Here is a 23,754-nt window from a genome sequence, read left to right as displayed (position 1 = left end):
CGACGCACCGGTGACGGGGTCGGCGGGTCACCGCCGGCCCCGTTCGCGCCTCTTCGCCACCGTCCGGCCGGTCCGCTGACGCGGCGCTCGCGCGGCCGGTGGCTCGGAGGCCAGGTCGGCCGCCCTTCGGCTCAACTCCTCGACCCGCTCACGCAGCCGGTCCACGGACCCGCCGTCGGACTCGGACACCTCGTCGAGCAGCCCGACGTACTCGCCGGCCAGCCGCCGGTACGCCGAACCGCCCGGCCCGCCGGCCCGGTCGAGGTCGATGATCTGCTGGGCCAGGACCGCGGTGGCGGCGCCAAGCGCGGCCCGCTCATCGGCGCGCGCGTCCCGCCCGGCCCGCCGCGCGTCGGCCAGCCGACCGGCCCGCCGACCACCAAGCCAGAGCGCCGCCGCGCCGGCCACCACGCCACCGATCGCGCCGCCGGCCAGCAGGTAGCGGGGCAACGACGGGCTGATCGTCCGCCCGCCGTCGGGCACCAGACCGGTGCGGACCAGCCGGTCGTAGTTGAGCACGATCACCTTCAGCGCCTCGACCGGCCGGTCCACGAACGCGTCCGCCCCCTGGCTGATCACGGTCTCCGCCACCATGGACCGGCCGATGTCACGCGGGCTGTCGCCGCCGACGCGGGAGCAGCCGTACGTGTCCCAGTCGTCGCCGTCGCGGCTCATCGCCAGCACAAGCGTGCCCTGGGTGGCGCGCTCGGTGTCGTCGCAGACCTCGCGCAGGTCGGCCCCCGGCTCCATCATCAGCACCACCAGCCGCCGGTTGCCGATGACCCGCTCGGCGGCGGCCCGGTCCACGTCGACGCCGGGCGCCGCGTAGACCGACGAGGCGCGCACCTGCCGGGCGACCGGCCCGTCGAAAATGCCGCCGGACCACAGCGCCCAGCCGGCCAGCACCAGGCAGGCGAGCACCGCCCGGCCGAACGCGCTGCCGACCAACCGGCCGAGCAACCGGCGCGCGACGGCGGTCATGACAGCCTCCCCCGCAGGTAGACGTCCGGCCGGTAGCCGGGCATCCGCACATCCCGGGCCACCTGGTCCAGCTCGGCCTCCGCGCCGGCGAGCAGCCCGCGTACGTGCTTGTCGGGCAGCCCGTCGTCGAGCGCGGACCGGGCGGACCGCAGCCGGCCGACGCCCCGCACCAGCGCCGGGTCGCTCCGCGCGTCGGTGAGCAGGGACAGCTCCACGGCCAGCGCGGAGAGCCCGGCCAGGCGGGCCGGTGCGCCGCCCGGCCCGACGTCACCCGGCCGGCCCCGGCCGGCGCCGCGCACGGTGCGGATCGACAGCACCACGAACCCGGCCACGCAGCCGGCGAAGAGCCACGGCAACGCCGGCAGCGCCACCCGCAGCGGGTCCAACGGCCGGTACGGCAGCGGCCTGTCGAACAGCCCCGCGTAGCGCACGTCGGTGACCCGGGCCAGGTACGCGCCGAGCACGTTGAGCTGCGGATAGTCGTAGCGGCTGAGCCGGCCGGCGTACTGCGCGTAGAAGCTCGCGCCGGCCACCTCGGCGAACTCCGCCGCGCCCGGCCCGTGGTATTCGATCCAGCCGCCGTACATCACCACGAGCGGCCGGTCCGGGGCGAGCCGGTGCAGCGCCGGCCCGTACGCGGGCAGCGGCGTCCCGTACGGCTGGGCCGGGAGCGCCACGAACCAGGCGTCGCCGGGGAAGGCTTCCTTCGCGGTCTTCTCCGGCAGCCGGGGCAGTGTCGCGCCGGGAGCGGCGTACCGGCCGGTGGCGCGCAGCGCGGCGGTCACCGGGGCCAGCTCGGCGGCGGTGGGTTCCCGCCAGCGCAGGTCGTCGCGGTCCGGCGGGGTCGGCTGCTTGCGCAGTGCGGCGAGCAGCGTGAGCACCTGGCTGGTGACGTCGCCGGTGGCGAACTGTGACCGCCAGCTCGGCAGGTCGTCCGACGTGGCCAGGTAGAGACCGCCGCTGACCTCGGTGCCGACGATCCGGATCTCGGCGTTCTCCACGTCCTTCACCCGCCGGCGTTCCGCCTCGTCCAGCCCCGGCGGGGCGACCAGGATCCGGGTGTCGCCGACGGCCGCCCGGACCCGCGCCTCGTCCCAACGCGCGACCGCGCCGGGCAGGCGGACCACCGGATCGGCGGCCACCATCGCGGTCATCTCCGCCACCGACGGCACGGTGGCGTCGCTCAGCTCCCCGGCGGAACCCTCGGCGGGCAGCGAGGCGGTCGACGGCGACTGCCCGTAGCTGACCTCGACGCTCTGCCGCTGCGCCACCAGGAACACCACGAGCACGACCGCCGCGGCGACGAGCAACGACCAGCGCAGCACCTCCAGGCGTACCCTCACCGGCCGGCCCGCCACAGGTCGTCGGCGCGGCGGGCGTGCTCGGCCGCCTCCCGGGCCGCGTCCGCGCCGCCCTCGCGTGCGGCGGCGAGCATCTCGGCGCGGGCCAGCAGCCGCTCCGCCTCGGGCACCGGCGCGGTCGCCGCGTCCCGGCTGACGGTGGCGTCGTCGATCGCCGCCCGCGCCGACGACCAGGCGACCCGCCGGCCCCGGTCCCGGGCCCGGCGCCGGGGCAGCAGCGTGGCGAGGAACCCGGCGGCCACCGCCACCACGGCCCCACCCAGCCAGGTCAGCACGCTCGCGGTCATGATCCCTGTCTAACGCACCGCCGCCAACCGCGCCCGTCGGGGTGCGCCGGCCCTACGACGACAACCCCTCGTTGAAGCCCTCCATGAAGGCCCCCGCCACCCCCGAGGCGACGCACCCGGCACAGCAGAGGATCACCAGGACCGCCGGCACCGCGACCCAGAGGACCGTCGACCAGTTGATCCCGTCCTCCTCCGGCTGCGGCGGGTAGTACCCGGCATACGGCGGCTGCTGTTGGTACGGGTCGTAAGGATGCACCCGGCCATCCTGCCCACCGCCTGCCCCCGCCGGAAGATCCGAACGGACCGCCCGGCCGGCCCGCCCGTCGCTTCCGAACCGTGCGCGTACCCAGGTGTGCGTACTCAGGCCCGGTGCGCGTCCAGGTGGGTGAGCACCGTCTGGTTGGCCTCCCAGCCGTCCGGGAACTTCACCGGCACGTCCAGGTGCACCCGCTCGGTCGACGGGTAGGCGTCGAGCAACTCACCGATGCCGGCCCGGGCCACCACCACGCAGGCGTGCCGGTGCCGGGACGCCAGCACGCACAGCCGCCCCGACTCCAGGTGGAACGCGGTCGCGTCCCGCCGGCCGGAGAGCGGGTGCAGCACGATCGTCACGTCGTACTCCCGGCCCTGGAGACGGTTGGCGGTGTCCACGGTGATGCCCGCGCCGGCCGCGCCCAGCCGGGACCGGATGGCCGCGACCTGGTCGCGGTGCGCGGCGCCGACGGCGATCCGGTCCGCGGTCACCGGCGCGCCGCCGGGCGCGGCCTCACTCACCGCGACCGCGCCGCGCCGCAACACCCGCAACGCCAGAGCCGCGCAGGCCGCGGCGGCTTCCGCGTCGGTACGCACGGTGTGCCGGGCGGGCAGCTCGTGCAACGCCCAGCCGGTGGCGGCGGCCAGCTCGACCGAGGCGTCGTAGCCGTCACCCGGTCCCGTCTCGGTGAACGTCAACGCCCGGTCGGCCGGCCCGGTGCCGGCACGGAACCCGGTGAACGGGTAGAACGCGGCGGAGACCACCGGGGCGGCGGAGGCGGGCAGCCGCCACGACACCGGCAGCCGGTGCACCGGCAGCTCCGGGTTGTGCCGCAGCAGCGTGGCAACCGCCGACTGCATCGGATCCCAGGTCAGACCGGTCCAACGGGCGGTCTCGACGGTGGAGAACGGATCCAACTGCCCCGGGTCGCCGACGAACAGCGCCCGCTCGAACCGCCCGGCCACGCGCAGCAGCGCGTCCGCGCGCATCTGGTACGCCTCGTCCACGATCGCCCACGGCCAGCTCCCCTCGGTGACCGTCGCCCACTTGGCCGCCGTACCGATGGTCACGGCCGGCCCACCCAGGTCGGCGACCTTCGCCGCGACCCGGACCGCCGGGTGGTTCCGCACCCGCTCGCTGGGCTGGTAGTCGGTGGCGGAGAGCCGGCCGACGCGCAGCTCCGGCGCCTTCCCGCCGAGCCTGTCGATCAGGTCGTCCACCTGTTCGTTGGTCTGCGCCACGATCATCAGCGGCTCGCCGGTGACCGCGAGTTCCACGGCCGCGCGCACCACGAGGGTGCTCTTGCCGGCGCCGGGCGGCGAGTCGACCACCACCCCCCGGTGCGCACCCTCGCGCACATCGCGCAGCACACTCTCCACCACGTGCAAGGCGGGGGCCCTTCTTAACGCATTCGGTATAGGCGGGGCCCCTTCTTAACACGGCTGGGGTAAGACTGCGGGCATGAGTGAAGCGCCGGTGCTCTACCTCATCGTCTGCGCCGCTCCCCCGGCCCAGCGGATCGGCGAGCTCGCCGAACTGCTGGCGGCCGGCGGCTGGCGGGTCTGCCTGATCGCCACCCCGACCGCCGCGAGCTGGCTCGACCGCGACGCGCTCGCCGACCAGACCGGTCATCCGGTACGGGCCGAGTGGCGCCGCCCCGGCGACCCCGAGCCACACCCGCCGGCCGACGCCGCGGCGGTCGTGCCGGCCACCTTCAACACGCTCAACAAGTGGGCCGCCGGGGCGAGCGACACGCTGGCCCTGGGCATCCTCAACGAGCTGCTCGGGACCCGGCTGCCGATCCACGTCTTCCCCCGGGTCAAGGCCCCGCTGGCCGCGCACCCGGCGTACGGGCCGAACCTGCGGTTGCTGCGGGACGCGGGGGTGGTGGTGCACGATGCGGAGGTGCTGCGGTCGCCGGACGAGATGACGCCGAGCCGGTGGGCGGCGGTGGTCGACGCGCTGCGCGCGGCGCGACCGCAGCAGCGCTAGCGGGCCTGGCCGACCGCGCTACGGCGCTGGTTACTGGTGCGCTTCCGCGGGCTTGCGGGCGTCGACCTCCCGGCGGAAGAAGGAGTCGAACGGCTCGGCGCGGTCGAGCAACGCGCGGACCTCGGCCCGGCAGACTTCGACGATCCCGGGTTCGACGATTTTCTCCGCGCCGACCGGAACCCCCGCGTCGTCGTAACGAACGTCGTAGACGGCCCGGCTGCCGGCCACCATCAGCTCCGGAACCCGGCCATGGTCCGCCTCAAGGTCTGACACACGGCATCAGGTCCACGATCCGCAGGCGGTGCAGCCCAGAGCCCATCCCGTCGAGGCGGGCGAAGAACCGCGCCAGCTCGGGGTTGTGCTGGGCGGCGATCCGCAACGCCTCGTCCCATCGGCCGGCGACGAACGCCTCCCGGCTCGGGATGCCCGGTTCGCGGAACGTCTGAAGCCGTTCGGTCTTGAGGATCACCCCGGGAGGCGGACCGACCGAGCCGCCGGGCGAACGTCGCGGCTGGTTCCGCTTCCCATCGACCAGCCATCACCACTCCTCGGAGTCACGGTCGAGCACTCAGATCAGCGAGGGCTGGCCGAGGGGCACTCTCGGATTTCGCGAACTGAAGTAGATCTACGGTCACGCGGCGGGGCGGAAGAGCGCCACCAGGTCGTCGAGGGCGACGACAAGCACGCCGAGGAGCAGGCCGGCGGAGGCGGCCAGCGCCGCCACGGCGAGTCGCGGCTCACCTGCGGACGTCGACGCCACCAGCCCGAGCCCGGCGACCGCCGTCAGCGCGCCGTTGCGTACGACGTGCTGCCAGGCCAACGGGGTGTCGGAGGCCCCGAAGCAGCGGCAGCGCGTGCGCTGTCCCCGACGGACGATGATCGTCACGCCCACGGTGAACACCGCCAGCAGCGCGCCGGCCAGCGCGCACCCGAGTGCCCCGCTCCCGGGGAGGGGCAGCAGCAGGATGAGCGTCACGGTCGCTTCGGCCGCCACGGTCGCCGCCGCCACCGGCCGCAGCACGTACGCCGGCACGATGCCCGCCTGCCGCAGCGAGTGGACGAACGCCGTGTAGCTCGCCCGGCCTGACACCTTGCCGGCCAGCGCGGCGACGAACACGACAGCGAGCAGCACCCGCGCGAAGACCTCCAGGTGTCGCATCCGTTCCCGCTCCCTTCGACCGACCTGGCCGCCAGCCTGGACGCCGGGCGTGCAAGTCCGGTGGAAGACCGGGGGCGCCTGCCTTCCACTCCGGTTGCACCCGGCCGGACGACGGTGTTCCCAAGCGTGCGGGGTCCGCCCCACGCGAACCGCCATCGCGGAAGGGAGTTCGGGATGTACAAGCTGTTGGAGAAGGTGGGGGGCAGGCTCCTGGGGGCGTTCGTGCCGGAGGTGGACGCCGCAGCCGCCTCGACCGCCTGCCGGTGGAAGAGCTTCAGCAGTTGCTGGCAGTGCGACTACCGCCCCTGCGACGCGTACTGCTGCGACGGCTACGGCTGCGACTTCGGCATCTGCTACTGACCGACCCGGCCGGCGGGTCCGCCCGCCGGCCGGCTCCCCTCTGAAGGAGTGACCATGCCCATTCTCACCGCGGCGCTCGTCCTCGTCGGCGCTCTCTGCCTGCTCGATCTTCTCCTCACGCTCGGCGTCGTCAAGCGGCTGCGGGAGCACACCGCGCTGCTCAACGAATCCGTCGCACCGTCGCCGCTCGTCGACGTGGGACAGGAGGTCGGTTCGTTCGAGTCGGCCACAACCACCGGCGAGCCGCTCACCGCCGCCGGGATCGGCTCCGGCACCCTGGTCGGCTTCTTCTCCCCCACCTGCGGTCCGTGCCGGGAGAAGCTGCCGAAATTCGTGGCGCACGTGCGTGACCTGCCCGCCGGGCAGCAGCGGCCGTTGGCCGTGGTGGTCGGGGACGCCGATCAGGCCGGCGACTTCATGGCCGCGCTGAGCCCGGTCGCCCGCGTGGTCGTCGAGGCCGGCGACGGCCCGGTGAGCAGCGCCTTCGGCGTCCGCGCGTACCCGACGCTGCTGCGGGTCGATCGCGACGGGGCGGGCAGGCTTGTGGTCGGCGCCAACCGGGTGGAGGTGGACCGGCCGGCCCCGGTCCCGGTCGGATGAGCCGCCGGCCGGCGGCGCCGTCCGACCCGGGGACCCCGAACCGGGTACGCGCGGCGGCGACGCTCACCGCCCGCGCCGCGCCGCTGCTCCTGGCCGGGTACGCCGGGCTCACCCTGCTCGGCGGCACCCTACCGGTGCTGGCCGCCTGGCTGACGAAGCTGGTGCTCGACGGGCTGGTCCACGGTCGTCCGCTCGGCGGCCTGGCGGCGTTGGCCGGGGCGCTGGCGCTGGCCGGCCTGCTGGCGGCGGCCGTACCCCAGGTTGGCACGTATCTGCGTGCGGAGCTGGACCGGGCGGCCGGGTTGCGCGCCCACGACCGGCTGTTCCGGGCGGTGGCCGGGTTCGTCGGGTTGCGGCGGTTCGAGGATCCGGAGTTCCTGGACCGGCTGCGGCTGGCCCAGCAGTCCGGCGGCACCAGCCCGATGCAGGCGGTGGACGCGATGCTCGGCGTGGCCCGGGCGACCGTGACCATCGCCGGTTTCCTCGCCTCCCTGTTCGTGCTCAGCCCGACGATGACGGGGCTGCTGCTGGTGGCCGCCGCGCCGACAGTGGTGGCGGAGGTGCTGCTCGCCCGTCGCCGGGCCAGGATGCTCTGGGCCATCGGGCCGACCGAGCGACGGGAGTTCTTCTACCGCGACCTGTTGTCCACCGTGGAGGCGGCCAAGGAGATCCGGTTGTTCGGACTGGACCGGTTCCTGCACGGCCGGATGCTTGCCGACCGGAGGCGCGCCGACTCAGCGCGTCGCGCCCTCGACCGGCGTACCCTGCTCGTCCAGGGCGGTCTGGGTGCGCTCGCCGCGGCCGTCTCGGGGGCCGGGGTGGTGTGGGCGGTCGCCGCCGCCCGGCGGGGCACGCTCTCGGTCGGCGACGTCACGGTCTTCGTCGCCGCGGTGACGGGGGTGCAGGGTTCGCTCGTCACGCTGGCCCGGGAGTTGGCCCGTGGTCACCAGGCGATGCTGATGTTCGATCACTATCTCGCCGTGACCACCGCCCCGCCCGACCTGCCGCTTGCCGCGCCGCCGGAGCCGCTGCCGCCGCTGCGCGCCGGGATCGAGCTGCACGACGTGTGGTTCCGCTACGCCGACGACCAGCCGTGGGTGCTGCGCGGGGTGGACCTGCGGATCCCGTACGGGGCGACGGTGGCGCTCGTCGGGCTGAACGGCGCCGGCAAGTCCACGCTCGTGAAGCTGCTGTGCCGGTTCTACGACCCGACCCGGGGCAGCATCCGCTGGGACGGGCTGGACGTGCGTCGCGTCGACCCGGCCGAGCTGCGCCGCCGGGTGAGCGGGGTGTTCCAGGACTACATGCACTATGACCTGACGGCACACGAGAACATCGCGCTCGGTGACCTCGATGCGATCGACGACCGGGACCGGGTGGCCCGGGCCGCGACCCGGGCCGGGATCCACCGCCGGCTGACGGAGCTGCCCGACGGCTACGACACGTTGCTGTCCCGGACGTTCTTCGTCGACGCCGCCGGCGGGCCGGACCAGCCCGGGGTGGACCTGTCGGAGGGGCAGTGGCAGCGGCTGGCCCTGGCCCGGGCGCTCATGCGCGACCGGTCCGAGCTGCTGATCCTGGACGAGCCGTCCGCCGGGCTCGACGCGGAGGCGGAACACGAGATCCACCGGGTGCTGCGGCAGCACCGCGACGGGCGTACCAGCCTGCTCATCTCGCACCGCCTGAGCACCGTCCGCGAGGCCGACCTGATCGTCGTACTCGCCGGGGGTCGAGTGATCGAACAGGGTGACCACGCCACGCTTACCGCGCTCGACGGCGAGTATGCACGGTTGTTCCGGTTGCAGTCGACCGGCTACCGGGACGCCGCGCCGGGCCTGGTGTCCGCCGGCGGGACGCCGTGATGCGTCACCTGTCGGCCGGCCCGGCCGCCGCGGACCCGGAGCGGGCCGTGGCGGTCGGGCGCCCCGGTCCCCCGCCCACTCCCGGGCAGCGGGTACGGCGCCGCACCCGCGGCGCGTCCGGACGGTTGTGGCTCGTGGCGGCGCTGCTGGCGGGTGGCGCGGCGGCGCTGTCGGCCACCGGCCGGACCGCCTGGACGGTGGTCTTTGCCGTGCTGGTTGGGGCGGGTGCGTGGGTCGCCGCGGCGGTCTCCCGGCGGCTGGTCGCGGTCACCGTGCGCGGGGTGAGCATGCTGCCGGCCTTCCGCGACGGCGACCGGGTCCTGGTCCGGCGCGCCAGAACACCGATGGTGGGGCAGGTCGTGGTGGTGGAGCAGCCGACGCCGGACGGCAGGTGGGCGCGCCCGCCGTTGCCCGCCTCGGCCGGTGCCCGGGCGGTGGCCGACCGACGTTGGATGATCAAGCGGGTGGTGGCGGTGCCGGGCGACGTGGTGCCGCCCATGCTCGCGGCGCGTACGCCCGCCGGCGCGCGGGTCCCGCCGGGCCGGCTGGTGCTGCTCGGCGACAACGCCGAGGCCAGCCTGGACTCCCGCCAGCTCGGACATCTTCCGCTGGACCGGATGCTCGGGACGGTCCGGCGACGGACCGGGCCGACCACCTGAGGCTCGGCGACCACCCCGGCTCACCGTTGCCCGAGGATGGGCAGACGCAGGCGGTCGGCGGGCACGCCGGCGACGGCGAGCCGGCGGTGGGCGGCGGCGAGCATGGCCGGCGGCCCGCACACGTGGACCTGTTGGCCGGGCCGACAGTGCCAGGTGGCCAGGTCGATCGCGGTGCCCCGCTCGCCCGGTCCGGCCTCCGGGTCGGCGGAGAACACCGGCACGATGGTCAGCCAGTCGTGCGCCTGTTGCAGTTTGTCCAAGGCGGTCGCGTCGTACAGGTCGGCGAACGTGCGCGAGCCGACAATCAGCGTGACCCGTCGGCCGGCGGGCGCTTCGGCGACCTGCTCGACCAGGGCGCGCAGCGGCGCCAGGCCGGTGCCGCCGGCCACCAGCAGCAGATCGTCGGCACCGCCGGCCAGTTCCAGCCCCGAATCGGCGGGCGCGCCGAGGTGGAGCAGGTCGCCGGGGCGTACCTCCTGGACCAGGCTGCCGGAGACGGACCCGCCGGCCAGCGCGCGGACGTGGAACTCGACGGTGCCGTCCGCGCGCGGCGCGTTGGCCGGCGACAGCCACCGCCACCGCCCCGGCCGGCGCGGCGTGCACACCGGCATCGCCTGCCCGGCCCGGAACGGTAGCCGCCGCCACGGCCGTACCGTCAGCACTGCGACACCGTCGGCGGCGCGGTCGTGGTCGACCACCTCGGCCGGCCACCAGGCCGGGCCGTCGCCCACCCGGGCGGCGGTCCGCTCCACCAGCCGCCACGCACGCCACCAGCCCATACCGGGCGAGGCCAGCAGCGCGGCGCCGATCGCCCCCGCGTGCCAGGGCCGCACACCAAAGCTGCGGTACGCGGACCCGAGCGCCCGCAGCAGCGCCGAGCGCCCGGCGTGGTCGTCACCGCCGTCCAGCAGTCGGAGCAGGGAGGCGTGCAGCAGCGGGGCGTCCCGCTCCGGCAGCAGCCCCGGACAGCGGTCCTCCACCACCGCCCAGAACCGGTCGGCCGCCTGGTCGGTCTCCTGTTGCGTCTCGGTGGCCGGGGTGCGTTCGTCGGCGGGTACGGGGGACATCGGTGGGCGCCTCCGGGCTCGGGTGTCGTGGACGCGGCGCCGGGGCGGGCGGGGTCGGCGGGCCGCCATTGTCGGGGGACGCGGCACCACCGGAGCCCAGCGCCCGCCCCGGGCCATACGACAAGCCTCGGACAGGTGAAGTCGAGGAACTACAGCGTCGAAGGAGCCCGTATGGCGCAGAAAAGAGGCATTCACCGCCCCACGATCTCCACGCATGGTGACTACATTGACTACAGAACGGAGGGAGGTCCGAGCATGGCCTTGAAGCGGCAGCGGCTCTGTCAACGGCGGAAAGCTCTCGGGTTCAGCCAGGAGCGCTTGGCCGACATCCTGGGCGTGGAGCGGTCCACGGTGGTGAGATGGGAGAACGCCGAGACGGACCCTCACCCGTGGCACAGAACCCGGATCGCCTTCGCGTTAGGCGTTACGCTCGAACAGGTCGATGACATGCTCGCCGACGTGTCGGTGGCAAAGCGTCGAGGGCAGGCTATGGCAAACAGGGATCAGGACCGTGACGCCAGCAGCACCGCCGCTGCCCGCCCGGAGCTTCTGGGCGACCTGCGGAGCTTCCTGACCGACTACCTCACGCCGTCGACCCGGCCAGCCCAATCTCCAGCCCAGGTTCGACGATCCGTCCGACGCATCCACGATCTCTATCAGCGGGCGAGCTACACATCTGCTGCCCTCCTGATACCGGACGTACTACGTGAGGCAACTGAGCTGTCGAACCAACCGACAGGGCCGGGCCGTCGAGACGCCTTTCGACTCCTCGCCGCCTGCTACCTCGCGGCAGCCAAGCTTGCCGCGAAGTTCGGCGACGGAGAATGCGCCCTCCTCAGTGCCGATCGGGCCGCGACCGCCGCGAAGCTCAGTGACGACGAAGCCCTCGTAGCGATCGCGGCGTACCAGGCCGCGTGCGGCCTTCTGCGGATGCCGGCCCGAGCCAACGAAGCGGAGGAGATCACCCGCCGCAGCATCGATCACCTCGCCGAAGGTGGTTCGACAGCCGACCCGGACCTGCTCTCCGCCCACGGTGCGCTGCTCCTTCTCGCCGCCGTGATTTCCGCCGGACAGGGCAACACCAAGGAATCCGCCCAGCTCCTGTCCCGTGCGGAGCGGTTGGCGGCAGACCTCGGAGGCGAGCAGAACCGCTTGTGGACCGCTTTCGGCCCGACGAACGTCGCCATCCACTCAGTTTCTGCCGCCGTCCACGCACGTAAGGCTGACCAAGCCTTGGAGGTCGGGTCGCGTCTCGACACCACACGGCTGCCCGCCGTCATCGTCGGACGACGCGCTCAGGTGCACATCGACCTGGCTGCGGCGGCGTTCATGTCATCCACGGACAGGTCTACTGCCGTGCTGCATCTGCTCGAAGCCGAGCGGGTAGCCGCCGAAGCGGTGTACGCCAACGTTCAAGCAAGAGCAGTCCTGCTCGACCTCATGACCAAGGAAAGGCGAGCGGCAACCCCCGGGCTGCGTCCGCTAGCGCAGCGGGCCGGCCTGCTGACATAACGGAGTCAAACCTCGCAGCTCTTGCATAGGACCTGTCGAGACGGGGTCCGCGGCGTGTCGATGATCTGACATTGGGCGGGCAAAGCGCCCGACACGGACCGATTCCACGGTTACAACGGCTTCCGCAGGGAACCGCATCGCGGCTAGCTTGCCTTCGTGGGGGATCTTGAGCAGGGCATTTACGAGCACCTGATAACGCAGGAGCTGACGGAGCGGCTCCAAGGCGTTGACCGCTCGCTCGTCCAGGACGAGAAGCTTGACCCCGCCGACTCACACGACGTACTCGCCCGCCACCTCGCCGCCCTCGCGCGACGTGCGCTACTCGCCGTTGGCGGCGGGGAGAACAAGCTCGCCCGGCAGGTCGACCTGGCGAACCGTATCGCCGCGCAGATCGCGCAAGCCGAGCCCCGTGCCGTCTCCGCCGACGACCAGGTGTCCGACGCCCAACGCCTGCTGCACGCCATCGCCGCCCCGCCCACCCCGCCGGCCGCACCCGTCTTCCCGATCCGCCCCTCCACGCCGCTGTCCACCGGCGCGCTGCTCGTCAATGGTCGGCACCAACCGCGGATCGGGCACGAGGTCAGCCACGAGATGGCCTCGGCGGACGCGGTCGACCTGCTCTGCGCCTTCATCAAATGGCACGGGCTGCGCATCATCGAGCCGGCGATCAGCGACCTCATCGCCCGGGGTGGCCGCATCCGGGTCATCACCACCACGTACATGGGTGCCACCGACCAGCGAGCGCTCGATCGGCTCGCCGAGCTTGGCGCCGAGGTCAAGGTGTCCTACGAGACGCGGACCACCCGCCTGCACGCCAAGGCGTGGCTGTTCCGACGCGACAACGGCACCACCACCGCGTACGTCGGCTCGTCCAACCTGTCGAAGGCCGCGCTCGTCGACGGCGTGGAGTGGAACGTACGCATCTCGAACCTGGAGCAGCCGCACGTCATCGACACCTTCGAGGCGACGTTCGCCGACTACTGGCACGACTCGGCGTTCGAGACGTACGACCCGGTGCGGGACGCCGAGCGGCTGCGCGTCGCACTGCGCGGAGAGCGCGCCGACGAGGCACCGACCGAGATCGCGAACCTGGATGTCCGACCGTTCCCGTACCAGCAGGAGGTCTTGAACGACCTCGACGCCGAGCGGGTGGTCCACGGACGCTGGCGCAACCTGGTGGTGATGGCGACCGGCACCGGTAAGACCGTGGTGGCGGCGTTGGACTACCGCCGCCTCCAGCGGGACGGGCACGTCGAGTCGCTGCTCTTCGTCGCGCACCAGGAGCAGATCCTTCGGCAGAGCCGGTCGGTGTTCCGTCAGGTCGTGGGTGACGGCAGCTTTGGCGACATGCTGGTCGGCGGCGAGCGGCCACGGCAGGCACGGCACATCTTCGCCTCGATCCAGTCGCTGCACCGGCAGGAGATCGACCCCGGGGCGTACGACATGGTGATCGTCGACGAGTTCCACCACGCCGAGGCACCGACGTACACGCGGCTGCTGGAACGGCTTCGGCCGCGCGTACTCCTGGGATTGACGGCGACCCCCGACCGGAGCGACGGCGGCGACGTGCGCCGGTGGTTCGACGGCCGCGCATCGGTGGAGCTGCACCTGTGGGAGGCGTTGGAGCGGCAGTTGTTGGCACCGTTCCAATACTTCGGGCTGCACGACGAGGTGGATCTGACGCGGGTGCGGTGGAAGCGCGGACAGGGCTACGACAAGGCCGACCTCGACGGCGTCTACACCGGCAACCACGCCCGGGCCCGGCTCATCCTGCAAGCGGTCCACCGGATCGCCGACGTGGGACGGATGCGGGCGCTCGGCTTCTGCGTCAGCATCGGGCACGCCGAGTTCATGGCCGACTGGTTCACCAGGCACGGCGTACCGGCCGCGGCGGTGACCTCGACGCGCGAACGCGGCGAACGACACACGCTTATCGACCGGTTCCGGAAGCGTGAGCTGCGGGTGCTGTTCACTGTCGACCTGTTCAACGAGGGCGTCGACCTGCCGATGGTCGACACGATCCTGATGCTGCGGCCCACCGAGAGCGCCACGATCTTCCTCCAGCAGCTCGGCCGAGGGCTGCGGTTGGACGACGACAAGCCATGCCTGACCGTGCTCGACTTCATCGGCGGCCAGCACGCCAACTTCCGCTTCGACATGCGGTGGCGGGCGCTGGCCGGGGTGAGCCGGCGGGCCGTCGAGGCGGCCGTACGCGAAGACTTCCCGTCGCTGCCGAGCGGTTGCCACATCGAGCTGGACCGGGTGGCGAAGGACATCGTGCTCGCCAACCTGAAGTCGGCGCTGCCCACGTCGAAAAACGCGCTGATGGCGGAGCTACGGCAGCTCGGTGACGTGAGCCTGTCCGACTTCCTGCGGGAGACCGGCCTGGAAATTGAGGATGTCTACCGGTCGGCGAGTGTTGGCGGGTGGGCCGGGCTGCGACGCCTGGCCGGTTTCGATCCGGCCCCGGGCGGCCCGGACGATCGTGACCTCGGTCGGGCTATCGGTCGGATGCTGCACGTGGATGACGTCGATCGGCTGGACCTCGTCGGCCAGGTGGCAGCGGGTCAATCGCCCGCCGGTGGACGGCTGTTGGACATGCTGCACTTCAGCCTGTGGGGGCCGGCGGTGCCGTTGGCCGAGCGCGATGCGCGGCTCAAGCGGCTGTGGGCGGAGCCGGTGCGCTCCGCGGAGCTACGGCAGGTCGCGGCTGTGCTGCGCGATCGGATTCATCGGGTTACCGAGCGGTTGGCTTCGGGTTGGGTGCCGCTGCGAGTGCACGCGCGCTACAGCCGGAACGAGGCGTGCGCGGCGTTCGGGATGGCGAACCCGGGTTCGCTGCGTGAGGGGGTGAAGTGGCTGCCGGACGAGAAAGCCGACCTCTTCTTCGTCACGCTTGTCAAGTCGGCGGAGCACTACTCCCCGACCACGATGTACGCGGACCGGGCCATCACCGACCGGCTGTTCCAGTGGGAGTCACAGAGCACGACCTCGGCGGGCTCGGCGACCGGGCGGCGGTATGTCAACCACGTCGCCCAGGGATCGACGGTGCACCTGTTCGTGCGGGAGACCCGGGTTGCCGACCGTGACCTGGGCGCGCCGCCGTACCTGTACGCCGGGCCGATGACGTACCGGGAGCACAGTGGTGATCGGCCGATGCGGATTCTGTGGGAGCTGGAGCATCCGCTGCCTGCTGACATGTACGCCGCAGCCCGGGCAATCGCGGCCTGACTGGTAGTGCTGGGGATGCGAGGCTTACTTCCTCTCGCTGGCCCTGCTGGTCCGGGTTGCCTCAAGTGTTGATCGGGCAGATCGGCAATGCGAGCGTCAGGCCGGCGCGGATGAGGGCATCCGCAGCTTTCGGCTCGACTGCGAATTGTGCCGCGACACCACGTACATCACAACCGGCCTCCCATGGCGGTCTTCGGACCCTACCGGGCCGAGTCCCGTGAGCGGGAGTCCTCGGTCGTCAGCATTTCACTGACCGAGCAGGCACGATCGCCGTCCGTTCTGTCGAACGGGCACGCCGGGTGGCCGGAAACAGCCTCCACCGAGCGATAGGCCGGGAAGGAGAATTCTGTCTGAGATCTGACATGAGAGTTGGGCGCATCCGGGGCATTGAGGGCGACTCAATCTTCCGCGACAACCAGTTCAGAGGTTGAACGTCGTGGGCGCTGGCTAAGGTGTCGATTCCGCATCCCTCCCGACACCTAGGAACGACTGTGGGCATCCTCAAGGAGATGCAACGGGCGCATGCACGGCAGGTGCGCGCCCAGAAGCAGGCTCAGGCCGCCGTCTACCGACACCAGCAACAGATGCGCCGCGAGGCAGACCGCGCGATGAAGGCCGCGCAGCGCGCCAGCGCCGCGAATGAGCGTGAGAAAAAGCGGCTGTACGCAGAGGCGCGCGCGGCGGAGGTGATAGCCGACAATGCCGACCTCCAGTCGCGCATCGAGGAGTTGAACGACCTTCTCTCGGCAACACTTGAGATCGACGACCACATCGATCTTCGCGGCCTCCGACGCTCCGCGGAGCACCCTCCCTTCGAACCTGGCTCCCTCGGTGTCCCTCAACCATCTCCGGACTGGCGACGCTTCGCTCCCCCCGCTCCCACCGGTCTCGGCAAGATGTTCGGCGGCCAAGCCCGACACCAGCAGCAGGTCGCGGCGGCACAGCAGGCATTCGGGCAGGCTCAGGCGCAGCATGCTGCGGCCGAGGCCGACCGGCAGCGCAGACTGACCGCCGCCCACCAGCGCTATCAGCAGCGCTGCGCGAAGCTCGACGCGGAAGTCACTGCGCACAACGCCGAGATCGAGCGCTTCGCGGCTGCCGTCGCCGCCGCCGAACCCGGGTCCGTGGTCGAATACTTCGGCATGGTGCTGGGCAACTCGGTCTACCCCGACGACTTCCCCCAGCACTACCGACTCGCGTATGTGCCGGAGTCGCGGCAGCTGGTGGTCGAGTACCACCTACCGACCCTGGACGTGATTCCTGCGGTCCGGGAATACCGATACGTCAAGTCGCGCGACGAGATCACCACTGCCGCCCGTCCGGGCAAGGAGATCAAGGAACGGTACGCGAATCTCGTCGCCCAGGTCACGTTACGGACCGTGCACGAGTTGTTCGAGGCTGACCGTTCCGGGTTGATGGAGACGGTGGTGTTCAACGGAATCGTCGACACGACCGACCCGCGGACCGGCGCTTCCGTTCAGCCGTGTCTCGTCACGCTACGGACCACCCGGGACGTGTTCACCGGGTTGAACCTGAAGCTGGTCGAGCCGCTGGCCTGCCTGCAACACCTCAACGCCTCGGTTTCCAAGCGTCCCGCCGAACTGGCGCCGGTCCGGCCCGTGCTCGAGTTCGACATGGTCGACAAGCGTTTCGTCGACGAGGTCGACGTCCTCGCCGATCTGGACCAGCGGCCGAACCTGCTCAAACTGACTCCGACGGAGTTCGAGAGCCTCATCCAGAATCTCTTCGCCAGAATGGGCCTGGACACCAAGCAGACCCGGCCGTCCCGAGACGGTGGTGTCGACTGCGTCGCCTTCGACCCACGGCCGATCTTCGGCGGCAAGGTCGTCATCCAGGCCAAGCGTTACCGCAACACGGTTGATGTCTCCGCTGTCCGCGACCTGTTCGGCACCTTGCAGAACGAGGGTGCGTCCAAGGGCATTATTGTGACCACCAGTGGCTACGGCCCGGCCTCGTACGAGTTCGCCTCGGGGAAGCCGCTGGAGCTGATCGACGGTTCGAACCTGCTTTACCTGCTCGCCGAACACGCGGAGGTGAAGGCCCGCATCGACCCCGGCGAACTGGACTGAGCTGTGCCTTCAGTGACACCCGAGCGAGCACAGATCATGCACTTCACCCACATCGACAACCTGGCAAGCATTCTCACCGCTGGCCGGCTACTTGCCGACCGTTCGGTCGGCGCGCATCTGAGGACCGATGTCGGAGCGGCCGACATCAAGGCCAGCCGCCGAAGCCGCCGGGTCACCTGCCCTCCTGGCGGTGTTGTCGCAGACTACGTACCGTTCTACTTCGCGCCCCTTTCGCCGATGATGTACCGGATATCGCGGGAGCATCGGGACGGAAGAACAGGTTGCTACCCCGGCGGGGACGATCCGCTCGTCTACCTGGTGAGTTCGATCGACCGGGTGCACGAAGCAGGCTTGTCATGGGTGGCGAGCGATGGCAACTGCGCCGCAGGAGTGACCGTCTTCTCCCGGGCCCTCGGCGACCTGGCCGCACTGGTGGACTGGCCGTTGATGCGAGAAAAGTACTGGAAGAACGTCCCCGAGGACTCCGACCGGGTCCGACGACGCATGGCCGAGTTGCTGGTCCACCGCGAATTTCCGCTCAGCCTGATCACTGGTTACGTGGTGCGAACGGAAGCTCGGAAGACGCAGGTCATCCACATCCTCCGAGCTGCTGGCATCATCGACGCGTACGTTGATGTCAGACAGCACTGGTACTACGGATACCAGCGAGGGGAGGTGCGTGAGTGATCGTCGTCAGCCAGGGCAACCTGCTGACCGCAGACGCCGAAGCCCTAGTGAACACGGTCAACACGGTGGGTGTCATGGGCAAGGGCATCGCCCTTCAGTTCAAGCGCGCCTACCCAGCCAACTACACCGCCTACCGGGCTGCCTGCGCGGCTCAAGAGGTCAGGCTGGGCGAAATGTTCGTCTTCGACTCGGCCCGACTCGGTCCACGACGGTACGTGATCAACTTCCCGACAAAGAGTCACTGGCGTGCGAACTCGCGGATCGAGGACGTCCGCTCCGGGCTGGCGGACCTGGTCCGGGTGGTGTGCCAGAGGGAGATCACGTCGGTAGCGGTTCCAGCGCTGGGCTGCGGCAACGGTGGCCTCGACTGGGGCGAGGTCCGGCCCATGATCGAGGAGGCATTCGCCGAGCTTCCCGAGGTCCGGGTGCTGCTGTTCCCACCTGAAGGCGCCCCCGACCCTGGTGACATGCCGGTAGCCACAGAGAAACCCGGGCTCACTCCTGGCCGGGCCACGCTGCTCCGCGCAATCGAGCGTTACGTGGACCGCGCCCGGGCACTCGAACCACGTGACGGAGTCACCGTTCTCGAGATCCAGAAAATCGCCTACTTCCTCCAGGTGCTCGGTCAACCACTTCGCCTCCAATTCGCCCGCGGGCGATACGGCCCCTACGCGGAGAACCTCAACCACGTCCTCGACCAGATCGAAGGGCACTACCTCACCGGTTTCGGCGACCGATCAGCCAGAGTCGAAGAGCTTCGACCGATCCGCCTGGTCGACGGCGCGGCCGGCGACGTCTCCACCTGGTTCGCCGAGCATCCCTCCCCGGACGCGCTGCTGGATCGCTTCGCGCAGCTTGTCGATGGTTTCGAGGCGCCCTACAGCCTCGAACTGCTGGCGACGGTGCACTACGCCGCCGAGTTGCACCCGCCGGCCGCCGACATCGACGAGCTGATCGATCGGGTGCGGACGTGGAGCGGCCGTAAGGCTCGACTCTTCACACCTGCTCACGTCCGGATGGCCTACGGCCGACTGCGGGAAGTTGGCTTGGCGCCAAGCCCGGCACGGGCCTGACGCGACTCGGAGAACAGTCGGTCTGCTTGTGTTCGACTGCCATGCTTCCGGTCAGGCAACTCGGAAAGAGGGCATGACCATGGAGCTTCACAGGACCCGGCTCTTTCCCGTCTCTGGCATCGTGTTCCTGGCCTTCGGTGCCTTCGTGCTGCTGTGCGGCCGCACCGACAGCACCTTAAGTCTGATCGGGACGCTGGTCCTCGGTGTGCTCAGTCTGCTGGTCGGCAGCATTTTGGCCTACTTCGCTCTTCGGCCGTTCCGGTTCCACATCGGCGCCGCCGGACTGACGGTGCGGCAGTCCGAGCCCAGGATCAACCGATTGCTGCCATGGACAGAAATCGATCACTTGGTCCTCGACCAGCCGGCACCGGTTCTCACCGGCAACAAGACCCCGTCCGCACTGCTGCTGCTCGTACCGGCCAGCTGGTCACCTCTCGATCTCCCGCTGACCCGCCGGAGCCCACTGGACGACCGCTCCGGCCTGATTCTGCTCAATCTCGGTGGCGTCCGGGAATCGCCGGACCAGGTGGCGGAAGCCCTCGCCCGATTTGGCGGCAGCCGCTTCACCGACTATCGGCAGCTCGTCCGGCAACGTTTCACGGCTCCGGACTTCGCCGTGGGGCTGCGGGGATACGACCAGGCTGCCGTCGACGCCCTGATCAGGAAGGGCCAGGAGGGGTTGACGTCGAACGCGATGCTGCTACGCCTTGGCGTCATGGCGGAGATCGAGCGGGACCGGGCCAAGCTTCCGGTCGCCGCGCGCGGCTACGACTACGGACAGGTCGATGCGTTCCTTGAGGACCTGTGCGCCGCGCTGGCGCGCTGGGAGGACGACAGGAAGGACGCCGGATAGCGGCCGATCCCGGTAGCCTCTGCACCGGAACTCCATTTCCCGGCTCAGGAGACGCGTCGCAGTAAGGGCCAGGAACCCGCCCCCACGTGCGGGAGGAGAGGGCGACAGTCGTTGCACGCTGCCCATCTCCAGGAGCACACCCATGGACCTCGGTCTCGGCCTCCCGATCAGCGATCCGCGCCTGCTCACCGACTGGGCGCGGCGCGCCGAGTCGTGCGGGTTCGACACGCTCGCCCTGCTCGACCGGCTCGCCTACCACAATCCCGAACCGCTCGTCGCGCTGTCCGTGCTGGCCGGCGCCACGTCGCGGATCCGGCTCCAGACGGAAGTGCTGCTCGGCCCGCTGCGCGCCACCGCCCTGCTGGCCAAGCAGGTCGCCACGCTGGACGTGATGTCCGGCGGTCGGTTCACGCTCGGCATCGGCCTCGGCGGCCGGGAGGACGATCACGCCGCCGCCGGCACGCCCCTCACCGCCCGCGGCCGGCTGCTGGAGGCCCAACTCACCGAGCTGCGCCAAATCTGGCGCGGCGAGCCCTTCCGGGGTACGACGATCGGCCCGCGACCGGAGACGCCGGCCGGGCCACAGGTCCTCATCGGCGCGTTCGCGCCCGCGGCGCTACGGCGGGTCGCCCGGCACGGCGACGGTTTCCTCTGCGCGGCGCCGCTCGCGTGGGCCGGGAGGCTGGTACGCACGGTCCACGACGAGTGGGCCGGGGCCGGGCGCGACGGCCGGCCCCGGCTCGCCTGTCAGGTGAACGTCGCCCTCGGCGCGGCCTTCGCACCGGCACGCTCGGCCGTCGCCGCCTACTACGGGCGCGACGACTGGGGCGTACCGATCGCCGATCCGCACGAACTCGCGGACACCGTTGCCGCGTACCGCGACTTCGGCGCCGACGAACTCGTCCTCTACTGCTACGCCGACGACCCGTCGCAGGTGGATGTGCTCGCCGGCGTCGTCGGCCGCGCCTGAACCCATGGAGATGCCGCCCCGGCGAGAGCTGACTCGCCGGGGCGGACCGCCGCTCAGACCGGGGCCTCGCTGACCGGTTCCGGCTCGGCGTGCCGGCCCCCACCACCACCGCCGCCGTTGCGCCGCTCGTCGCCGTGCCCCGGCCACCACGCCTTGTGCCCGATCAGCCCGGTCAGCGCCGGCACGAAGAACATCGACATGACGAACGCGGACAGCACGATCCCGATCGCCACCGCGAAGCCCATCTGCTGGAGGAACGAGATCGGCGCGAGCATCAGCACCCCGAACGTGCCGGCCAGGATCAGCCCGGCCGCGGCGACGGTCGGCCCGGCGTGTTCCACGCCGATGGCGGCGGCCTCGTGCGGTTCGTTGCCCTCCCGCGCCTCCTCGCGTAGTCGGGCGATCATCAGGATGTTGTAGTCGGTGCCGATCGCCACCACGAACAGGTAGAGGATGATCGGCAACTGGAACGTGACGCCCGGGTTGCCCTGGAGCCCCTGGAACACGTAGACGGTCGCGCCGAGCGTGGCGGCGAAGTTGAGCAGCACCGCGATCACCAGGTAGACAGGCGCGACGAGGCTGCGCAGCAGCAATGCGAGGATCAACGCGATCAGGCCGGCGGCGACCGGCAGGATCACCGACAGGTCGCGGTTGTTCGCCGAGTTGATGTCGGCGAAGATCGCGGTCGGGCCGCCCACAAGCGCCTTCGTACCCTGCGGCGCCTTGTCGTGCAGGTCGTCCCGCAGCTCGTCGCGGACCAGGCTGATCGCCTCGTTGGAGACCGGGTTCTCATCGAGCAGCAGGTTGATCCGGGCGACGCTCGGGTCGGTGGTGCTGCGTTCCGCCGGCTGCACCCGGGCCACGCCCGGCGCGCTCGCCGACGCGGCGGCGAAGTCGTTCACCTGCTGGTCGGTGAGGGGGCTGCCGTTGCCGGTGGTCAGGTAGACCTCGGTGGGGGCGAGCGCGCCGGCCGCGAAACCGCGCTGGAGGTCCTGTGCGGCCCGCGCCGATTCGGTGTCCTGCGGGAAGCCGGCGCTGAAGTCGTAGTCGGCCTTGTAGCCGAGCACACCGGCGGCGAGCGCGACGAGCAGCACGCCGGAGGCCGCGGCCACCACGGCGGGCCGGCGGCCGACGGCGGCGCCGAGCCGCCGGGACAGGCTCGCCGTGGGCGTACGCTGCCACGCCTTCGACGGCCAGAACACCCACCGGCCGAGCAGCGACACGATCGCCGGGATCAGGGTCAGCGACGTGACGAGCATGACGCCGACGGCGATGGCGAGCGCCGGGCCGAGCGAACCGAAGAAGCCGAGCGAGGCGAGCAGCAGCACCAGGAACGCGACGATGACCGCACCCGCGGCGGACGTGATGACCTCGCCGACCCGCTGCACCGTGACGATCATCGCGGTGCGCTTGTCGTCGCCGGCGCGCAGCCGTTCGCGGTAGCGGAACAGCAGGAACAGGATGTAGTCGGTGCCGATGCCGAACAGCACGATCAGCAGGATGGTCTGCAGGTCCTGGCTGACGTTGAGGTCGAACGCCTTGCCGGCGGCGGCGACCAGCCCGGTGGTCACGGACATGACCACGCCGATCACCACCACCGGAAGCAGCGCGGCGATCGGGCTGCGGAAAATGATCAAGATCAGACCGATGATGAGGACGATGGTGGCCACGCCGACGATCGCGAACGCCGAGTTGAACGTGTCCTCGTTGTCGACGAAGCTGGCCACGTCGCCGGCCACCCCGGCGGTCAGGCCGCTGCCGGCGAGCTCGGAGCCGAGGCTGGCGCGCAGCTCACGGACCGCGTCGAGCAGCTTCGGGTCGTCCGGCGTGTCGGCGTCGAGGCCGACGGAGATGATCTGCACCGACTTGTCCGGCGCGACCGCCTGCGGGCCGGTGAGGTAGCCGGAGGTCTGCGGGATGTTCCGGCTCCTGAGCGTCTGGGCGAGCTGCCCGACGCGCGCCTCGTCGGCCGGCGCGAGCGGCTTGCCGTCGCCGCGTTTGACCACGACGGTGGCGGTGGCGGTCGCCGCCTGCGGGAACGCCTTGCTGGCCAACTCGGTGGCCTGCACCGACTCGTAGGAGTGCGGCAGGAAGCTCTCCTGGTCGGCCGAGGTGATGTCGCTCAACGACGGGCTGGCGACGATGACTGCGATCGCGGCGAGCAACCAGCCGCCGATCACCCACCATGCCTTGCCGACAACGAACCTGCCCAGTCGCTCGAACATCGTTTCCCCCGTGAACTCGACTGCGTCATCCGCATCCTACCGTCGGTGACCAATCCTTTTCGGACGCCGCGCGATCTTCCGGTGCAGATCCGGGTGGTCGGTGCCGGAGTGTCGTAGGTGGCTCGTAGCCTGACGGGCATCGACGATCGCAGGGAGGCGACGTGCTCGACCACTTCTCCATAGCGGTGCGCGACCTGACGACCAGTGGCGCCTTCTACGACGCGGTCCTCGCCCCGCTCGGCGGCCGGCGGATCATGCAGCCGGGCCCGATCGGCTACGGCGTCGACGCGCCCGACTTCTGGGTCGAGCCGGCACCGGCCGACGCAGTCCCGGCACCGCTGCACATCGCGTTCACCGCGCCCGACCGGGCCGCCGTGCACGCGTTCCACGACGCCGCGGTGGCCGCCGGCGCCGAGGTGCTGCACGCGCCGAAGGTGTGGCCGGAATACCACGCCACCTACTACGGCGCGTTCGTCCGCGACCCGGACGGCAACAACGTCGAGGCGGTCTGCCACCGGCCGGAGTGAGCGCG

Annotated in this window: 23 protein-coding genes; 13 read left to right on the top strand and 10 right to left on the bottom strand. The window is 71.2% G+C overall.

Annotation, left to right across the window (positions count from 1 at the left end; all coding sequences use genetic code 11):
* Positions 1-27 precede the first annotated feature (27 nt).
* From SM450_RS02465 to SM450_RS02445, 5 genes are all read right to left on the bottom strand, one after another.
* Positions 28-981, bottom strand: coding sequence for a hypothetical protein (locus tag SM450_RS02465; protein ID WP_474617986.1), 954 nt, complete (start codon positions 979-981; stop codon positions 28-30).
* Complete coding sequence (locus SM450_RS02460; RefSeq protein WP_474617985.1) at positions 978-2,324, bottom strand: hypothetical protein; 1,347 nt, start codon at positions 2,322-2,324, stop codon at positions 978-980. The genes SM450_RS02465 and SM450_RS02460 overlap by 4 nt, the downstream gene beginning before the upstream one ends.
* Positions 2,321-2,629, bottom strand: coding sequence for a DUF6403 family protein (locus tag SM450_RS02455; RefSeq protein WP_474617984.1), 309 nt, complete (start codon positions 2,627-2,629; stop codon positions 2,321-2,323). Before SM450_RS02455 ends, SM450_RS02460 begins: the two co-directional genes overlap by 4 nt.
* A gap of 52 nt (positions 2,630-2,681) precedes the next feature.
* Positions 2,682-2,885, bottom strand: coding sequence for a hypothetical protein (locus SM450_RS02450; protein WP_474617983.1), 204 nt, complete (start codon positions 2,883-2,885; stop codon positions 2,682-2,684).
* Between the two features lie 104 nt (positions 2,886-2,989).
* Positions 2,990-4,261, bottom strand: a complete 1,272-nt coding sequence (locus SM450_RS02445) for an AAA family ATPase (protein ID WP_474618356.1) — start codon at positions 4,259-4,261, stop codon at positions 2,990-2,992.
* An 82-nt stretch (positions 4,262-4,343) separates the two neighbouring features.
* On the opposite strand from SM450_RS02445, the gene SM450_RS02440 reads away from it, so the two are divergent.
* Positions 4,344-4,874 carry a flavoprotein gene (locus tag SM450_RS02440; RefSeq protein ID WP_474617982.1) on the top strand — a complete coding sequence of 177 codons (531 nt, stop codon included), beginning with the start codon at positions 4,344-4,346 and terminating at the stop codon, positions 4,872-4,874.
* Positions 4,875-4,904: 30 nt separating this feature from the next.
* On the opposite strand, the gene SM450_RS02435 is transcribed toward SM450_RS02440, so the two are convergent.
* From SM450_RS02435 to SM450_RS02425, 3 genes are all read right to left on the bottom strand, one after another.
* Complete coding sequence (locus SM450_RS02435; protein ID WP_474617981.1) at positions 4,905-5,147, bottom strand: DUF6879 family protein; 243 nt, start codon at positions 5,145-5,147, stop codon at positions 4,905-4,907.
* Positions 5,134-5,343, bottom strand: coding sequence for a hypothetical protein (locus SM450_RS02430; protein ID WP_474617980.1), 210 nt, complete (start codon positions 5,341-5,343; stop codon positions 5,134-5,136). Before SM450_RS02430 ends, SM450_RS02435 begins: the two co-directional genes overlap by 14 nt.
* 162 nt (positions 5,344-5,505) lie before the next feature.
* Positions 5,506-6,033, bottom strand: a complete 528-nt coding sequence (locus SM450_RS02425; protein WP_474617979.1) for a MauE/DoxX family redox-associated membrane protein — start codon at positions 6,031-6,033, stop codon at positions 5,506-5,508.
* A gap of 174 nt (positions 6,034-6,207) precedes the next feature.
* Here SM450_RS02425 and SM450_RS02420 point away from each other — a divergent pair, with 174 nt between their 5' ends.
* The 4 genes from SM450_RS02420 to SM450_RS02405 are packed head-to-tail and all read left to right on the top strand — an operon-like array spanning position 6,208 to position 9,514.
* The gene (locus SM450_RS02420) at positions 6,208-6,393 is read left to right on the top strand and encodes a hypothetical protein (protein ID WP_474617978.1); all 186 of its coding nucleotides are present in this window, start codon (positions 6,208-6,210) and stop codon (positions 6,391-6,393) included.
* 54 nt (positions 6,394-6,447) lie between these two features.
* On the top strand, positions 6,448-6,993 hold the full coding sequence (locus SM450_RS02415; protein WP_474617977.1) for a TlpA family protein disulfide reductase: 546 nt from the start codon (positions 6,448-6,450) through the stop codon (positions 6,991-6,993).
* Entirely contained in the window at positions 6,990-8,855 is a 1,866-nt protein-coding gene (locus SM450_RS02410) for an ABC transporter ATP-binding protein (RefSeq protein WP_474617976.1), read from the top strand. The genes SM450_RS02415 and SM450_RS02410 overlap by 4 nt, the downstream gene beginning before the upstream one ends.
* Positions 8,855-9,514: a S26 family signal peptidase gene (locus SM450_RS02405; RefSeq protein ID WP_474617975.1), complete on the top strand. Its 660-nt coding sequence runs from the start codon at positions 8,855-8,857 to the stop codon at positions 9,512-9,514. The genes SM450_RS02410 and SM450_RS02405 overlap by 1 nt, the downstream gene beginning before the upstream one ends.
* A 20-nt stretch (positions 9,515-9,534) precedes the next feature.
* Here SM450_RS02405 and SM450_RS02400 read toward each other — a convergent pair whose 3' ends face one another.
* Positions 9,535-10,581: an FAD-binding oxidoreductase gene (locus SM450_RS02400; protein WP_474617974.1), complete on the bottom strand. Its 1,047-nt coding sequence runs from the start codon at positions 10,579-10,581 to the stop codon at positions 9,535-9,537.
* A gap of 255 nt (positions 10,582-10,836) precedes the next feature.
* Between SM450_RS02400 and SM450_RS02395 the strand changes: the two genes are divergently transcribed.
* The 7 genes from SM450_RS02395 (at position 10,837) to SM450_RS02365 (ending at position 20,997) form a co-directional block, all read left to right on the top strand.
* Complete coding sequence (locus tag SM450_RS02395; protein ID WP_474617973.1) at positions 10,837-12,093, top strand: helix-turn-helix transcriptional regulator; 1,257 nt, start codon at positions 10,837-10,839, stop codon at positions 12,091-12,093.
* Between the two features lie 156 nt (positions 12,094-12,249).
* The gene (locus SM450_RS02390) at positions 12,250-15,324 is read left to right on the top strand and encodes a DEAD/DEAH box helicase (RefSeq protein ID WP_474617972.1); all 3,075 of its coding nucleotides are present in this window, start codon (positions 12,250-12,252) and stop codon (positions 15,322-15,324) included.
* Between the two features lie 491 nt (positions 15,325-15,815).
* Positions 15,816-17,414, top strand: a complete 1,599-nt coding sequence (locus SM450_RS02385; RefSeq protein ID WP_474617971.1) for a restriction endonuclease — start codon at positions 15,816-15,818, stop codon at positions 17,412-17,414.
* Between the two features lie 36 nt (positions 17,415-17,450).
* Entirely contained in the window at positions 17,451-18,101 is a 651-nt protein-coding gene (gene darT, locus SM450_RS02380; RefSeq protein ID WP_474617970.1) for a type II toxin-antitoxin system toxin DNA ADP-ribosyl transferase DarT, read from the top strand.
* A complete protein-coding gene (gene darG / locus SM450_RS02375; RefSeq protein WP_474617969.1) occupies positions 18,098-19,174 on the top strand; it encodes a type II toxin-antitoxin system antitoxin DNA ADP-ribosyl glycohydrolase DarG in 1,077 nt (358 codons plus the stop codon). Before darT ends, darG begins: the two co-directional genes overlap by 4 nt.
* Before the next feature lie 73 nt (positions 19,175-19,247).
* Positions 19,248-20,027 carry a hypothetical protein gene (locus tag SM450_RS02370; protein WP_474617968.1) on the top strand — a complete coding sequence of 260 codons (780 nt, stop codon included), beginning with the start codon at positions 19,248-19,250 and terminating at the stop codon, positions 20,025-20,027.
* Positions 20,028-20,169: 142 nt separating this feature from the next.
* The gene (locus SM450_RS02365) at positions 20,170-20,997 is read left to right on the top strand and encodes an LLM class flavin-dependent oxidoreductase (protein ID WP_474617967.1); all 828 of its coding nucleotides are present in this window, start codon (positions 20,170-20,172) and stop codon (positions 20,995-20,997) included.
* 53 nt (positions 20,998-21,050) lie between these two features.
* Here SM450_RS02365 and SM450_RS02360 read toward each other — a convergent pair whose 3' ends face one another.
* Complete coding sequence (locus SM450_RS02360; RefSeq protein WP_474617966.1) at positions 21,051-23,222, bottom strand: MMPL family transporter; 2,172 nt, start codon at positions 23,220-23,222, stop codon at positions 21,051-21,053.
* Positions 23,223-23,383: 161 nt separating this feature from the next.
* On the opposite strand from SM450_RS02360, the gene SM450_RS02355 reads away from it, so the two are divergent.
* Positions 23,384-23,749, top strand: coding sequence for a VOC family protein (locus tag SM450_RS02355; RefSeq protein ID WP_474617965.1), 366 nt, complete (start codon positions 23,384-23,386; stop codon positions 23,747-23,749).
* The last annotated feature ends 5 nt before the right edge of the window (positions 23,750-23,754 follow it).

The organism is Micromonospora marincola (assembly GCF_056150385.1).
Note: the sequence above shows the minus strand (reverse complement) of the source record. Positions and strands in the feature narration are given on the sequence as shown.